11 protein-coding genes and 1 pseudogene are annotated in these 14217 nt (G+C 71.8%); 9 read left to right on the top strand and 3 right to left on the bottom strand.

The features are described from left to right. Nucleotides 1-97: 97 nt before the first annotated feature. The gene (gene dacB / locus GPA10_RS08545; protein ID WP_198351536.1) at nt 98-1699 is read left to right on the top strand and encodes a D-alanyl-D-alanine carboxypeptidase/D-alanyl-D-alanine endopeptidase; all 1602 of its coding nucleotides are present in this window, start codon (nt 98-100) and stop codon (nt 1697-1699) included. Here dacB and GPA10_RS08540 read toward each other — a convergent pair. Then, entirely contained in the window at nt 1584-2987 is a 1404-nt protein-coding gene (locus tag GPA10_RS08540) for an MFS transporter (protein WP_157164884.1), read from the bottom strand. The genes dacB and GPA10_RS08540 overlap by 116 nt on opposite strands. Nucleotides 2988-3090: 103 nt before the next feature. Here GPA10_RS08540 and GPA10_RS08535 point away from each other — a divergent pair, with 103 nt between their 5' ends. The 5 genes from GPA10_RS08535 to GPA10_RS08515 all read left to right on the top strand — a co-directional run bounded on the left by GPA10_RS08535 (nt 3091) and on the right by GPA10_RS08515 (nt 8419). Then, nucleotides 3091-4260 (top strand): LysR family transcriptional regulator, encoded by a 1170-nt coding sequence (locus GPA10_RS08535; protein ID WP_157164883.1) that lies wholly within the window; start codon nt 3091-3093, stop codon nt 4258-4260. 173 nt (nt 4261-4433) lie between these two features. Continuing rightward, nucleotides 4434-5096: a hypothetical protein gene (locus GPA10_RS08530; protein WP_343040531.1), complete on the top strand. Its 663-nt coding sequence runs from the start codon at nt 4434-4436 to the stop codon at nt 5094-5096. Beyond that, nucleotides 5087-6130, top strand: coding sequence for a hypothetical protein (locus tag GPA10_RS08525; protein WP_343040530.1), 1044 nt, complete (start codon nt 5087-5089; stop codon nt 6128-6130). Before GPA10_RS08530 ends, GPA10_RS08525 begins: the two co-directional genes overlap by 10 nt. Nucleotides 6131-6284: 154 nt before the next feature. Continuing rightward, nucleotides 6285-6959 carry a hypothetical protein gene (locus tag GPA10_RS08520; RefSeq protein ID WP_157164882.1) on the top strand — a complete coding sequence of 225 codons (675 nt, stop codon included), beginning with the start codon at nt 6285-6287 and terminating at the stop codon, nt 6957-6959. 17 nt (nt 6960-6976) lie between these two features. Beyond that, nucleotides 6977-8419 (top strand): PE-PGRS family protein, encoded by a 1443-nt coding sequence (locus tag GPA10_RS08515; RefSeq protein WP_157164881.1) that lies wholly within the window; start codon nt 6977-6979, stop codon nt 8417-8419. A gap of 19 nt (nt 8420-8438) precedes the next feature. On the opposite strand, the gene GPA10_RS08510 is transcribed toward GPA10_RS08515, so the two are convergent. Further along, entirely contained in the window at nt 8439-9263 is an 825-nt protein-coding gene (locus GPA10_RS08510) for a hypothetical protein (protein ID WP_157164880.1), read from the bottom strand. Nucleotides 9264-9482: 219 nt separating this feature from the next. On the opposite strand from GPA10_RS08510, the gene GPA10_RS08505 reads away from it, so the two are divergent. The 3 genes and pseudogenes from GPA10_RS08505 (at nt 9483) to GPA10_RS08495 (ending at nt 13531) form a co-directional block, all read left to right on the top strand. Further along, a complete protein-coding gene (locus GPA10_RS08505; protein WP_157164879.1) occupies nt 9483-10478 on the top strand; it encodes a hypothetical protein in 996 nt (331 codons plus the stop codon). Nucleotides 10479-10742: 264 nt separating this feature from the next. Beyond that, nucleotides 10743-12274, top strand: a pseudogene (locus GPA10_RS08500) (MFS transporter). Between the two features lie 111 nt (nt 12275-12385). Next, nucleotides 12386-13531, top strand: a complete 1146-nt coding sequence (locus GPA10_RS08495; RefSeq protein ID WP_157164878.1) for a uroporphyrinogen-III synthase — start codon at nt 12386-12388, stop codon at nt 13529-13531. On the opposite strand, the gene GPA10_RS08490 is transcribed toward GPA10_RS08495, so the two are convergent. Further along, entirely contained in the window at nt 13477-14187 is a 711-nt protein-coding gene (locus GPA10_RS08490; protein WP_157164877.1) for an anthrone oxygenase family protein, read from the bottom strand. The two genes, GPA10_RS08495 and GPA10_RS08490, sit on opposite strands and share 55 nt — an antisense overlap. Nucleotides 14188-14217: the final 30 nt, after the last annotated feature.

The raw sequence follows: 14217 nt of genomic DNA, 5'->3' as shown, positions 1-14217 counted from the left end.
GATGCGCCACCTGGCCTTCGTCGTACAGTGCGCCACCTGGCCCCGTACGGCGCCGCCTACTGTCGCCCGCGCCCGGCATCGGGGATGCTCCAGGGTCATGAGAAGACCCGTGAGACGCGTCAACCACCGCATGCGCCACTGGATCTGGCCCGGCGTGCTCGGCCTCGCCGTGGCCACCCTCTCTTTCGGCTCCCTCTCCGCCCCGGCCGGGGCGGACTCCGACCGGAGCGGGCTGCCCGAAGCCATCGACACCATCCTCGGCGACCCCCGGATGGAGGGCGGCGCCGCCAGTGTCGTGGTCGCCGACGCCGCGACCGGCAGGACCCTCTACCAGCATCTGCCCAGCGGGCGGCTCATGCCCGCGTCCAACACCAAGATGCTCACCTCCGCCGCCGCCCTGGAACTGCTCGGCCCGGACCACCGCTTCCGCACCGACGTGCTCACCACCGGCGACCGGCACGGACCCGTACTCAAGGGCGATCTGTACCTGCGGGGCACCGGCGACCCGACGACGCTCGCCAAGGACTACGACCGGCTCGCCGAGCGGGTCGCGGAGGCGGGCGTCGAGCGGGTCGCGGGGCGGCTCGTCGCCGACGACACCCGGTTCGACGACCGGCGCCAGGGCGACACCTGGGGCGCCGACGACGAGTCCTCGTACTACGCGGCGCAGATCTCCGCGCTCAGCGTCGCACCCGACACCGACTACGACACCGGCACGGTCGTCGTCGAGGTGGCGCCGGGTGCCGCCGCCGGGGACCGGCCGCGGGTCACGGTGACTCCGAAGACCGACTACGTGGACATCGACCTGCGGGCGAGGACCGTCGCCGCGGGCGGGTCCGACACCCTCGCCGTCGAACGGCAGCATGGCGGGAACACCATCACCGTCACCGGCACGGTGCCCGTGGGCGGCGCCACCACCAAGGAGTGGATCACTGTCTGGGAGCCCACGCGGTACGCCGCCGCGATCTTCCGGGACGCCCTGGCCGCCCACGGTGTGCGGGTGAGCGGGCCCACCAAGGCGGGGATCGCCGCCCCCGAGGGGGCGCGTGCGCTGGCCGCGCACGACTCGATGCCGCTCAAGGACCTGCTGATCCCCTTCATGAAGCTGTCCAACAACATGCACGCCGAGTCCCTGACGAAGGCCATGGGGCACAAGGCGACGGGGCGGCCGGGGAGTTGGGGCGACGGCATCGCGGCCATCGCCGGCTATCTGAAGACGGCCGGGGTCGACCCGGGCGACCTGCGCCAGGTCGACGGCTCCGGGCTCTCCCGCAAGAACAACGTCGCCGCCGACCAGTTCATCGCGCTGCTGCGCTCGGCGAAGGGCGAGCCGTGGTTCGCCGACTGGTACCGGTCGCTGCCCGTCGCGTGCGACCCGGACAAGTTCGACGGCGGCACGCTGCGCTCGCGCATGTGCGGAACTCCGGCGGCTCTCAACGTCCGCGCCAAGACCGGGACGCTGACCGGGGCGTCCGCGCTGTCCGGTTACGTGACGGACGCGGGCGGCCGCGAACTGGTCTTCAGCATCATCCTCAACAACTACCTGCCCGCCTCCGTCAAGGCTCTGGAGGACGCCATCGTCGTCACCCTCGCGAAGTCCGACGAGGACAAGGCCGTGCCGGTCGCGCCCCGCGCGGAGCGCGGTTCCGAGGCGGACGGCGCGCTGGAGTGCTCGTGGCGGAAGCCCGCGCGGTGCTGAGCAGCAGGGCGCACAGGGCCGCCGCGGCCGGGACGGTGTAGCCGGCGGCGGGGCCCAGGTGCTCCACCGTCCAGCCGCCGCCCGCGGCGCCGCACGCGATGCCCCCGAGGAGCCCGGTCACGGCGAGCGTCATGGCCTCGTTCAACTGCCCCTCGGGGGCGAGGCGCTGCACCAGCGTCATACCGGTGACCATCGTCGGCGCGGTCGCCATCCCGGCGATCAGGAGTGCGACCGCGAGCACCACGAGCGAGCCGGTCAGCGAGACGGCGAGCAGCGGAAGCGTCATCAGGGCCGCCATCGCCGCCCCGCACAGGAGGTGGCGGCGGTCCGCGGACCCGCCGGGTCGCAGTGCCCCGTACGCGAGGCCCGCCGCGCACGAACCCGCCGCCTGGAGGGCGAGGACGAGACCGGCGGCCGACTCGTGGCCCCGGTCGTCCGCGAAGGCGATGGTCGCGACCTCCATGGATCCGAACACGGCGCCCGTCGCGAGGAAGACGACGAGGAGCGCGGGCATCCCGCGCGTGCGAAGGGGCGATCTGGGCTTCGGCGCTCCCTCCGTACGGCCTCGCGGCGGCGGTTCCGTCGTCCGCTGGGCGGTGAAGAGGAGCACCCCGGTCAGCAGGAGCACGGCGCCCACGAGGGTGCCCGCCTGTGGGAAGAGCGCGCCGCAGAGGAAGGCGGCGAGCACCGGGCCGAGCATGAAGCACAGCTCGTCGGCCGCCTGCTCGAAGGAGTTCGCGGAGTGCAGCGCGTCCGGCCGCCCCCGCAGCAGATGCGACCAGCGGGCCCGCGACATGCCCCCGGTGTTCGGGGTGGTGGCCGTGGCGGCGTACGAGACGAAGAGGGACCAGTCCGGCGCGCCGAGGCGCACGCACAGCAGCAGCGAGAGCGAGCCGAGCACCGCGAGGACCGTCGCGGGGACCGCGACACGTCTCTGCCCGTACCGGTCCACCAGACGCGCCGTCCAGGGCGCCACGACCGCGGTCGCGGCGAGCCCGGTGGCGGTGACGGCGCCCGCGAGGGCGTACGAGTCACGGGCCCCCGCAATCATGATCACGGCACTGACGCTGAACATGCCCATGGGGAGCCGGGCGATGAGGTTGCCGACGGTGAAGGCGGTGGCGCCGGGTATCGCGAAGAGGCGGGAGTAGGGGGTGCGGGGGCGGCGGGGCCGCTGGTTGCCGGGGGCGGGGTCAGCCGGGGCGGGGTCGGCCGGGTCGGGGCCGGCCGGGGCGGGGTCGGCCGGGGCGGGGGAGAGGTCATGAGGGCGGGTGACGGGCTCGGGCATGGGGTTCAGGCTCGCGGGGGCGGGGGTGCGGGGTCCAACACCTTCTTGGGAGTGATTCACGCACTTGGGTTGTGGGTGTGCGCTGGGGCTGTAGGTTCACCGGATGACCGCCCCGGAGGGACAGCCGACATCGCAGCCGACATCGCAGCCGACATCGCCGCTGGCGCCAAGCTCCCCGGTGCCCCGTGACATCGACCCCCGCCTCCTGCGGTCCTTCGTCGCCGTCGCGGAGGAACTGCACTTCACGCGAGCCGCGGCCCGGCTGTACGTGGCCCAGCAGGCTCTGAGCCGAGATGTGCGGCGCCTCGAACGCGACCTCGCGGCGCAGCTGTTCGTACGGTCGACGCGGCGGGTGACGCCGACGGCGGCCGGTGAGCGGCTCCTTCCGTACGCGCGGCGCGTGCTCGCGGCGCACGACGAACTGTCGGCCGCCTTCGCGCGTACGGGGCAGTCGGCGCGCCCGCTGCTCGTGGACCTGAACAGCCCCGGGCTGTTCTCCGGCCGGGTCCTGGACCGGGCCCGTGAACTCGTTCCGCACTGCGAACTGATGGCCCGCTTCGAGAGCGGCCTGACCGGCGCGGCCGGGGAGATCGCCGCGGGTCGCCTGGACGCGTCGTTCGGGCGGTTCGCCGGGCTGCCGGCCGGGGTCCGCGCGGGCCTGGAGCAGCAGCCCGTACGGTACGAGCCGATGGCGGTGCTGCTTCCCGTGGGCCATCCGCTGACCGGCCTCGACGCGGTGCCGCTGGACCGGCTCGCGGGGGAGCGCGTGTACGCGGGCGCGGGCAACGAGCGCACGCCGGAGTGGACGGACCTGGCCCGCCGCCTGTTCGAGGGCCGCGGCATCGAGGTCGCGCCGCCCGCGCCGCTCGCGGTGGGGCCCGAGGAGTTCGCCCGCATCGTGGCCAAGCACCGCAACCCGGTCCTCGCGGTGGTCGGTTTCCCGGAGCTGCCCGGAGCGGTTCTGCGGCCCCTGGTCGACCCGGTGCCGCTGTCTCCGGTCTCCCTGGTGTGGCGACGGGGGCTGCGCCACCCAGGCCTCGACGCCCTGCGCGGGGCGGCGGCCGAACTCGCGGCGGCGGAGGGCTGGCTGACCGTCCCTGTGGACGGCTGGGTTCCGGAGGCGGACGCCCGCGTCATGGGGAGCGCGGCCACGCCCGGAGCGGGCGCGCGTCCGGCCCCTACGGGTCCCCCGCATCCGGAGCCCGGACATCCGCCTCCGGCGGTGGCGGAGCGGGTACGAAACGCAACGCTTCGGACTGCCACAAGGCGGTAATCATCGCGGGGCGTTGTGCGACTGTTAGGAAACAACGTCCCGCACAGGGCTTCGATATGCCCCCCTCTGTCCCCGTGCTGGGGATACCTCACTCTCGCATCAGCCTTTGCCCGTGGATAGCGTGGGTTCACTGAAGTGAACCCACTGACCCCTCGTCCCACCGGGAGCTGACTGTGAACCGCCGACCTGCCTTGCTCGCGGTGGCCGCGCTGACCACTGCCGCGGCCCTGTCGCTCTCCGCCTGCGGTGGCGGAGACGGCGACTCCAAGGGTGATGACAAGATCGAGGGCGCCGGGTCCCAGGCGAGCGAGAAGCCGTCGCCGTCGGCGTCGGCCGCGGGTGACCGGGCCGACCGCCCGAAGGTCGACATGCCGAAGGGCGTCAGCAACGTCTTCGAGGGCGGGGCGACCGGGGACGCGAAGAAGGACGCGGTCCTCGACGACAACGCGCGGAATCTCGATGTCATCGACGTGGCGATCACGGTGGGCGGAAAGTCCTCCCAGAAGGCGCTCAAGTTCTACAACAAGGACAAGGCCCTGATCGCCACGGCCTCGTACATCCAGGGTTATTACGACGACGGGAAGAGCTACGTCGGCGCCACTCGCTACTACGACCGGCAGGTCACTCTGCACGGGTCGGACGAGGCGAGCCTGACGTACTGCGCGGACGCGACCAAGACGTACCCCAAGGATCGCAAGACCGGCAAAGTGAACAGGTCCATCCCTGCTTCTGCCGACGACTACACGTTCTTCAACGAGCGCCTGAAGAAGAACGCCGATGGCGTCTGGCAGTCGGTCGATGTCCTGTCCGAGACGGGAGCGAAGAAGTGCATGTAGTACGCCCGAGGAGGCCCGCCAGGCTGGCCGCGCTCGCTCTGACCGTGGTGGTGGCCGCGACGCCTGCCACCGCGCACGCGGCCGGCGGCGAGGGCGGAAAGAAGCACCAGCGCGATTCCAGCAGCGCGCAGGGCGGTGTGCAGAACGGCAAGATCAACGTCGAGACGAGAATCCGGACGACGACCGACGGGGGTGCCGGGCCCACCAAGACCGGGAAGCTCTCCTCCGTCGACAGTGACTGGACGCCGCCCGCCTGCTGGTACGAACCCGCCTTCTCTCCCAAGGAGATCGAGTCCAGGGTCAAGGCGTGGCGGAAGGTGAAGATCTTCGGCCTCGGGGACTTCATCGGCGACGTCTTCGACTCGTACTACAAGGACGGCGATCCCTACAAGAACTACAACCTGGACAAGCAGGGCGAGGGGATGTTCTGGGCCGCAGCGATCAACGACCACCGCGAGAACGACCCGGAAGCCAGCGCCTGCGACAGACTGCCGTTCTGGGTGCCCGATGGCGAGACGCCCAAGGAGCCTCTTGCCGTCACTCCTCGGGTCCTCGCGGAATACGCCTACGACGAACTTCCGCTTCCCAAGACCGAGGTCACCATGGCGCCCGCGGGGGAGACGAAGGTCAACCTGCCGACCTGGGTCTGGCTGGACAAGGTCAAATTCAAGAAGGTCTCGGTGACGGCGACCCTGCCCGACACGAGCCTGTCGGCGACGACGACCGCCGAACCGATCTCCTTGAAGATCAACCCGGGCACGAAGGACGCCACGACCTACCCCGCCTCCGGTGAGTGCCCCATCGTGGACGGCCGGATCGGCGAGCCCTGGGCCAAGGGGAAGTCCAAGCAGACGCCGCCGTGCGGAGTGAAGTACCTGCGGTCGTCGGGCGACGGTTCGTACCGGCTCAGCGCCACCGTCACCTGGAAGATCACGTGGACGAGCACGACCGAGGGGGGCGACAGGCTCCCCGACGCCGAGTTCGGCGGCGACCAGAACGTCACCGTCGAGGAGATCCAGTCCATCAACCGCTGACGCGGTGAGGGCGGGAGCCGACGGGCCCCGGCCGTGTGCGGGCCGGGGCGGTTGTGCTGTTGGTGACAGGAGCGAAAGGCAGGGGGAAGTCGTGGGGATCGGGAGGCGGCGGCCGCGGGAGGAGGGGAGCGGGGATGTACGCGAGGAGGACCCCGTGCCCCCGGTCGAGTGGGCCCGCGTGCGGGAGTTCACCGTCGGCACCGTGGAGCGCCCGGTCACGAAGAAGCGTGCCCGTCCGGTGCGTGGCCCGCGAGCCATCCGTGTCCCCAGCGGTGCCGGACAATCCAAGGTGTTCGCGCCTTGCGCCTATACGGGCCGCGTGGCCCCGCCCGCACCACCTTCGGCCACGGAGCCCTGTCTGTACGAGGATTCCGCATCGCAACGCTTGCTCTGCTACCTCATCGCTGAGGAGAGCGGCAGCGGCGAGCGGTGCTACCACGTGCACGATACGTCCGGCACGGAGATCGGCACGGTGCGGCGCATCCCCCCGGCCGGCAGGATCTTCAAACACACGTGGCGCATCGATCAGCCCGGTCACCCGGAAATCGTCGGACGCAACGAGTGGGCCAGTGGAGGCGTCAAGCGGATCGCCGACCGCGCCGCCGGAAAAGCTCTGACGGAGGCGCTGAGCAGCCTGCAGCACATCATTCCGGTCGGCGAGGACGCCACCCACGGCGGCGGCAGATCGCAGCGGCAGAGTCGCAAACTGGAGTGGTGGTCCGGCGGTGAGCTGGTCATGGTCTCTCAAAGCATTCAGGCTCTGGTGGTCGAGGCCGACTGGCTCGATCGCCGTCTCGCCTTCGCGTTCGCTGTCCTCGGGGACAGCTGAGAGCGCGCGGGGGAGCGATGCGGAACGTCAATCCGGAGGACCTGGAACAGCTTTCCAGGCTCATCGACGGCAGGGGCGGATTGGGGGACAAACTCAAGGAGGCATTCGCCCGGGCATCACACCTCGGTGTGTCGTCCAAGCTGGCGTCCCTGAAGTCGCTCGACAGCTGGGTCACCGAACAGGGACCGGACCTGCGCAGACGAGCAGCGCTCAGCAGGCTCGACAGCGGTGATCCCGAAGCGGGCCTGCGCTGGGCCGGGTTCACGACGGAGGACCTGAGGAAGCACGAGGGACAGGGGCCGACCCCCGATGACCTGCTCCTTGCCAACTCGCTCGCCGCCAGTGACGACCCCGGCGCGAAGGGGTTCGCGCGCAAGGACGGTGAGGCGCTCACCGACTGGTTCGATCGCGTCAGAGCGCATGCGCTGGCGCAGGTTCCCGGACTGCGGGCGCACGAACAGACCATCCAGTCCCTGATCGCTCTCTATGGAGACTGGACGAGTGCCCGCAGCACCGCGACGGTCGCTGCCTTCCAAGGAGCCGCGTTGACCAGGGTCCTGGTCAACAACGCGATCATGCAGAGCTCGCCTGTGCATTACTGGAAGGTCCGGGCCGGCGCATTTCTTCGCGGATCCTCCAGTCCGCTGATCCACCAATGGGGCACGGGTCTGGTCAGGAAGCGGATTCCGCTCCATTCGCTGTCCGCTCCGGGAAGCTGGTTGCCGAGCCGCATCGCGATCTGGGCGGGAGCGCCGCGCAACATACCCTTTGTCAGCGGAACGATCGATGATCACGTAGGTCGGCAATTCGACGCGGCTCGCCGATTACCCCTCATGAACCGCCCGGTCTGGCACGGTCTCACAGCCAACAGAGCCATCAACGCCATCGTCGGCAATGACAGAATCGCGGCACGTTACGGCGGTCTGACGCACTCCGGCGAGGCGGTGGCCCGCGCCGGTCAGGCCGATCTCCTGAAGGTCACCTCGAACATCTACACCCGGGCGCGCACTGTCGGCATCGGGCGGGGCATGTCGGTGGTCAAGGGATTGGCCGGGGCCGGAAAGGTCTCCGGAGCGCTGCGTGGCGCGGGGATCGTCGGCGGCGCCTGGTCCACCTATCTGGCCGGTGACCAACTCGTTCGCCGAGGCCTGCCGTGGAAGCACGGGAACTTCAGTACACGGCAGAAGGGCGCACGATACGTGGCCAACGCCGCGGAAGTCGGCTTCCATGCCTCGCTCACCTCGGCCACCGTCGCACCCAACCCTTATTCCATCGGCGCCACCGTCGTGTTCGGTGGTGTCTATCTGGGGGCCAAGACCGTGGAGCACTGGGAGGGCGTCAAGAAGGGGGCGGGGAAGGCGATCGACACGGTCGGGGACACGGCCGAGGACATCGTGAAGGACCCCGTCGGGACGGCGAAGAAGGCCGGCCGCAAGCTCAATCCCAAGAACTGGTTCTGAGCCTGCGACAAGCGGCAGATCACGCGTCGATCAGGTCCTCCTTGTCCGGAAGAAGGTCCGTGATCTTCTCCCAGATCGCGCCGTTCCTGGTCCGAACCAGGCGCAGTTCGCTCTCCGGCCCGACCTGCCCCTCCACGACGGGCTCCGCCGGCTTTTCCCGTACCCAGTAGCCGCGCGCCCCGCAGTCCCACACCGCAAGAGCACGGACCATCGCCGCCCGCTCGCCCTCGTGGCTGCCGTCCCAGGCAACGGTGATCCGCCACATCGCGTTCATGCCCATGATGAGCTCGGTGAGCTCGGCCAGTTCCGGCTCCGCGAGAGTTCCGACGCCGGTCAGCGCCTTGTGGATGAGCTCTCTGGTCACGGCCTCGTCGCCCTGGCCCTCGTCCAGGGCCGAGAGCCCGGCGTCCAGCGCGCCCATCGTCGTCGTGATACGGGTGACCGCGCCCGCCGCGTCGTCGTCGGCCTGGAGGTTGACCATGCGGGCCAGTTCCCAGACCAGGCTGTGCGGAGCGATCGGTGTGTACTGGGACTCCTCGTCGCCGGGCCAGCCCTCGTGGGCGATCACGGCTTCCCGGCCGACGACGACCCCATGGTTGACCGTCCCGTGCTCACCCGTGACTTCGACAGTCCCGAGGACCAGCGGTGCGGCCAGCGCACCGAGGAGGTCCTTGAGGATCGGGGCCAGCTCACCCTCCTCGCCGACCAAGCCGATCTGTACGAGTTCGCCCAGCGAGGGCCAGAGCTCATCGGTCGGGCTCTCGCCGTCCAGGAGGTGCGCGAGTACCGCGACATGGCGATCGGCCAGCCGAAACCGTGCGCGGGAGCTGTCGTGGGAAGGCATGAACGGTGACTACCTCGGTCTCTCGGGGTGCGGCGGCCGGAGTTCTCCGGGCCGGGGATTCGCAAGCCCGCACGCTACCGGCCAGGGGCGCCTTGTCCTGGGCCGATGCCATGTGATCGCGCCACTCGCTGAGCGCCTGGAGAGAACCGCCGCCCCCTGTGACGCACTAGTCGGATTTACGGATGTGACGCCCCACCCCCGACAGTTACGCTCCGCGCTATGACCCAGCCACCTGGCCAGCCGCCGCAGGACGGGTTCGGCGCGCCGCAGCAGTCGTCGCAGTCGTCGGACCAGTCCTATCCGCCCCACCAGCCGCAGCCGCAGCCGCCCTTCCCGGGGCAGCCGCCGGCCGCCCCGCCGCCGCCCTCGGCGCAGCCGGGCTACGGGTATCCGCAGCAGCCCCCGCAAGGCCCGTACGGGCAGCAGCCCCCGCCGGGCCCCTACGGGCAACCCCAGCAGGCTTACGGACAGCAGGCCTACGGACAGCAGCCGTACGGGCAACAGCCCCACGGCCAGCCGCCTTACGGGCAACAGCAGCCGTTCGGGGCGTATCCGCCCCCGCCCCCGCCCGGCGGCGGCCCCGCGCAGAAGAAGCGTGCCGTGTTCGTCGCCGCGGCCGTGGCCGCCGTTCTCGTCGTCGGTGGGGGGATCTTCCTCCTCAGCGGTGGCGACGACAAGGAAGACAAGGCCGACAAGGACAAGAAGCCGGGGGTCGACACGAGTGTGTCCGCCGATGTGACACCGGAGGGCTCCGGCGAGCCCTCCGACGGCGCGGACGACGACGGCGGCAGCAGTGGCGGCAGCGGCGGTCTGGGGGACGCGTCGCCCTCCATACCCTCCGCCGACCCCAGTACCGGCGTCCCGGGCGGCGGCGGCATCGGCGGCGATGACGACGACGGCCCCGCGCCCGCCACCGGGTACAAGGGGCAGTGGCAGAACGAGGCCCTCAAGACCCTCACCATCGCCGACAAGCAGACCACCGGCCAGGCCGCGGGCAAGCACATCGTGTCCTACCTCGACCCCGGCGGCGACGGCATGTGCACCGGGCTCGGGCAGGACCGCTCCGGCGGCGAGTTCCGGCTCGCCCTCAAGTGCGGCACCGGTACGAACGAGAAGTTCATCGGCGCCGATCTGTCCCGCTCCGGCGACTCCGTCGTCATGGACTGGGACAAGGGGGGTTCCGACACCCTCAAATGGGCCGGGGGGCTCGACTAGTTCGGCCGGCCGCCCCACGCCGGCCCTCTGTGAGCCCGCACGCGGGAGTGAGCCCCGCGCGGGCCGCCTCTCCCGGGGCTCCCGGCGGGGCTCCGGCGGGGGCGGCCCGCCCTCACCCCCCACCCCGCCCCACCGTGAGCCCAACGTTCCCCCGCAGTCACCCGACGGCACAGCGCCGAAACGCGTCCTCCCTACCTTCGAGACCAGCAGCCGCCGCCGGCCGGGAGGCGCGGAAGAGGTTCGAGGACGCGGACGGGGAAGCGAATGAGGATACGGGCGAAGGACACGGTCAGGGACACGGCGACGACCGCTACGGGGGCGGACGCCGAGGGCGGGCGCGGTCGGCGGGCGTGGATCTCGCGGTGGGAGCCCGAGGACGAGGAGTTCTGGGAGCGGGAGGGCGCGCGCGTCGCGCGGCGCGGCGGAACCTCGTGTTCTCGGTGCTGTCCGAGCACATCGGGTTCTCCGTGTGGACCCTGTGGTCGGTCATGGTGCTGTTCATGGGTCCCGAGTACGGGATCGACGCCGCCGGGAAGTTCTTCCTGGTGTCGATGGCCACGCTCGTGGGCGCCGTCGTCCGAGTCCCGTACACCTTCGCCGTCGCCCGCTTCGGCGGACGCAACTGGACGATCGTCGCCTCCTCGCTGCTCCTGCTGCCGACCGTCGCCGCGTTCGCGGTCATGGAACCCGGGACCTCGTACACCGCTTTCATGGTGTGCGCCCTGCTCACCGGCGTCGGCGGCGGCAACTTCGCCTCCAGCATGACGAACATCAACGCCTTCTTCCCGCTGCGGAAGAAGGGGTGGGCGCTCGGCCTCAACGCCGGGGGCGGCAACATCGGCGTACCCGTCATGCAACTCGCCGCCCTCGCCGTCATCGGTGCCGGCGGCGGGCCCCGGCTGCTGCTCGGCGTCTACATCCCGCTGGTCGTCGTCTCGGCCGTCCTCGCCGCGCTGTTCATGGACAACCTCGCGACGGTACGGAACGACACCGGCGCCGCCCGCGAGGCCGTCCGCGACCCGCACACCTGGATCATGTCGCTGCTGTACGTGGGGACGTTCGGGTCGTTTATCGGGTACAGCTTCGCCTTCGGGCTCGTGCTCCAGACGCAGTTCGGGCGCACCCCTCTGGAGGCCGCCCAGATCACCTTCCTCGGGCCGCTCCTCGGGTCGCTGGTCAGGCCCGTCGGCGGTCGGCTCGCCGACCGGTTCGGCGGGGCCCGCATCACCCTGTGGAACTTCACGGCCATGGCGGCGGCCACCGCGGTCGTCGTGGTGGCGTCCGAGCGGGGGTCCCTCGCCCTGTTCACCGGCGCGTTCGTCGTGCTCTTCGTGCTCAGCGGGCTCGGGAACGGGTCGACCTACAAGATGATTCCCGGGATCTTCCATGCCAAGGCCGTGCGTGCGGGGCTCGCGGGGGAGGAGGCCGCGCGGTACGGGCGGCGGCTCTCCGGGGCCGCCATGGGGCTCATCGGCGCCGTCGGCGCGCTCGGCGGCCTGGGCATCAACCTCGCCTTCCGCGAGGCGTTCCGTACAGGAGCGGGAGCGGGAGCGGGAGCGGGAGCGGGAGCGGGAGCGGGAGGGGGCGCGGGCGCGGGAGGGGGAGGGGGCGCGGGGACGACCGGGGCGGCGGAGGCGGCCGGGGCCGGCACCGGTGCCTTTTTCTCCTTCCTCGTCTGCTACGCCCTCTGCACCGCCGTCACCTGGGCCGTATACCTGCGCCGCCCGGCCGCCCCGGACCCCTCATCCACCTCCGCCGCGGGCAACGACGCGCGGCACGCCTACGCCGAGGTGTGACGCGGCGACGCGACATCTGGGTCACCCCGGCCACGCGTGACCCGTCACCCGTAACACGCAGGACATCCTGGTGATCCGCCGCCGTCACCGGCCGTTGGCACGCTCGGCGGCATGAACGTCAGCCAGCAGCACGGGCCCCTCTCCGGGTTCACCGTCGGCGTCACCGCGGCCCGCCGCGCCGACGAACTCGGCGCGCTGCTCCAGCGGCGCGGTGCCACCGTCCTGCACGCACCCGCCCTGCGCATCGTGCCGCTCCCGGACGACAGCGAACTGCTCGCCGCCACCAGGGACTTGACCGCCCGCGCGCCGGACGTCGTCGTCGCCACCACCGCCATCGGGTTCCGTGGGTGGGTGGAGGCCGCCGACGGGTGGGGGCACGGTGAGGCGCTGCTCGACCGGCTCCGCGGCGTCGAGCTCCTCGCCCGCGGGCCGAAGGTGAAGGGCGCCATCCGTGCCGCCGGGCTCACCGAAACCTGGTCGCCGTCGTCGGAGTCCCTGGCCGAGGTGCTCGACCGGCTCCTCGCGGAGGGCGTCGACGGGCGGCGCGTCGCCGTGCAGCTGCACGGGGAGCCGCTGCCCGGGTTCGTGGAGGCCCTGCGCGCGGGCGGCGCCGAGGTCGTCCTCGTCCCGGTCTACCGCTGGCTGCCGCCCGCCGACCTCACCCCCGTCGACCGGCTCCTCGACGCCGTCGTGGCCCGCGGTGTGGACGCGCTCACCTTCACCTCCGCGCCCGCCGCCGCCTCGCTGTTCGCCCGCGCCGACGAGCGGGGGATGACGGGCGGGCTGACGGCCGCTCTCCGGCACGACGTCCTGTCCGCCTGTGTCGGCCCCGTCACCGCGCTCGCGCTCCAGACCCGGGGTGTGGACACCGTGCAGCCGGAGCGGTACCGGCTCGGGCCGCTCGTACAGGTGCTCTGCCAGGAGCTGCCGGGGCGGGCGCGGGCGCTTCCGGTCGCCGGGCACCGGGTGGAGATCCGCGGCCACGCGGTGCTCGTCGACGGTGAGCTGCGCGCCGTGCCGCCCGCCGGGATGGCGCTCCTGCGGGCCCTGGCCCGGCGGCCCGGCTGGGTTGTCGCGCGCGCCGAGCTGCTGCGCGCGCTGCCGGGCGAGGGCCGCGACGAGCACGCCGTCGAGACCGCGATGGCCCGGCTGCGCACCGCGCTCGGCGCCCCGAAGCTCGTCCAGACCGTCGTCAAGCGCGGCTACCGGCTCGCGCTCGACCCGGTGCCCGGCGCCGGGTCCAAGTACGCGGACTGAGCGCCCGCCCCCTCCGCGTTCCCGGCCCCTTTGGTGTTCCTCGCCGCGTCCGCGCGCCCGGCCTCTTCCGTGTTCCTCGCCGCGTCCGCGCGCCCCGCCCCTTCCGTGTTCCCCGCCACGTCCGCACGCCCCGCCTCCCGCCGCCCGCCGAACAGCACGAGCGCCCGGACGAGGAAGCCGAAGGCGAGCGTGGTCAGGAGCGCGCGCACCGCGTTCCACGCCACCCACGGGTCCTCGAAGTCCGCTCGCACCGCCGCCGGATCGCCGATCCGCGCCGGGTCGCCCGCGTCCGCGAGCCGCTCGTTCAGCGGGATGTTCACGGCGACGGTGAGGACGAACGCGACACTGTACGCGCCCAGGGCCGCGAGCACCCACCGGGTGGCGGGACCGCCGGAGCCCCGCAGCCGCCAGGCCGCCGCGGCCGTGAGGAGCGGCGCCCCCAGGAAGCTCAGGAAGAACACCGGGTTCTCGATCGCCGCGTTCATGTGCTGCATGCTCTCGATGTACGTACGGTCCGTGCCGCGGGCGAGGCCCGGCATCACGGCGCAGGCGAAGGTGTAGAAGGTCCCGGCGCTCAGGCCCGTGGTCACGGCGGCGGCGCCCAGGAGCACCCCGGTGCCCCGGAGCGGACGTACCGTCAGGTCGTTTCGGCTCATGGCACCGAGTCAACCGCCGGGCACCCGCGG

It is taken from the genome of Streptomyces typhae (assembly GCF_009755605.1).
GTDB classification, from domain to species: Bacteria; Actinomycetota; Actinomycetes; order Streptomycetales; family Streptomycetaceae; genus Streptomyces; species Streptomyces typhae.
Note: the sequence above shows the minus strand (reverse complement) of the source record. Positions and strands in the feature narration are given on the sequence as shown.

Bases quoted from the DNA above. Each gene is read 5' to 3' on its own strand.
- GPA10_RS08505 (WP_157164879.1), top strand. From the start codon at position 9,483: ATGACCCAGCCACCTGGCCAGCCGCCGCAGGACGGGTTCGGCGCGCCG.
- GPA10_RS08510 (WP_157164880.1), bottom strand. From the start codon at position 9,263: ATGCCTTCCCACGACAGCTCCCGCGCACGGTTTCGGCTGGCCGATCGC.
- GPA10_RS08540 (WP_157164884.1), bottom strand. From the start codon at position 2,987: ATGCCCGAGCCCGTCACCCGCCCTCATGACCTCTCCCCCGCCCCGGCC.
- GPA10_RS08495 (WP_157164878.1), top strand. From the start codon at position 12,386: ATGAACGTCAGCCAGCAGCACGGGCCCCTCTCCGGGTTCACCGTCGGC.
- GPA10_RS08490 (WP_157164877.1), bottom strand. From the start codon at position 14,187: ATGAGCCGAAACGACCTGACGGTACGTCCGCTCCGGGGCACCGGGGTG.
- dacB (WP_198351536.1), top strand. From the start codon at position 98: ATGAGAAGACCCGTGAGACGCGTCAACCACCGCATGCGCCACTGGATC.
- GPA10_RS08515 (WP_157164881.1), top strand. From the start codon at position 6,977: ATGCGGAACGTCAATCCGGAGGACCTGGAACAGCTTTCCAGGCTCATC.
- GPA10_RS08535 (WP_157164883.1), top strand. From the start codon at position 3,091: ATGACCGCCCCGGAGGGACAGCCGACATCGCAGCCGACATCGCAGCCG.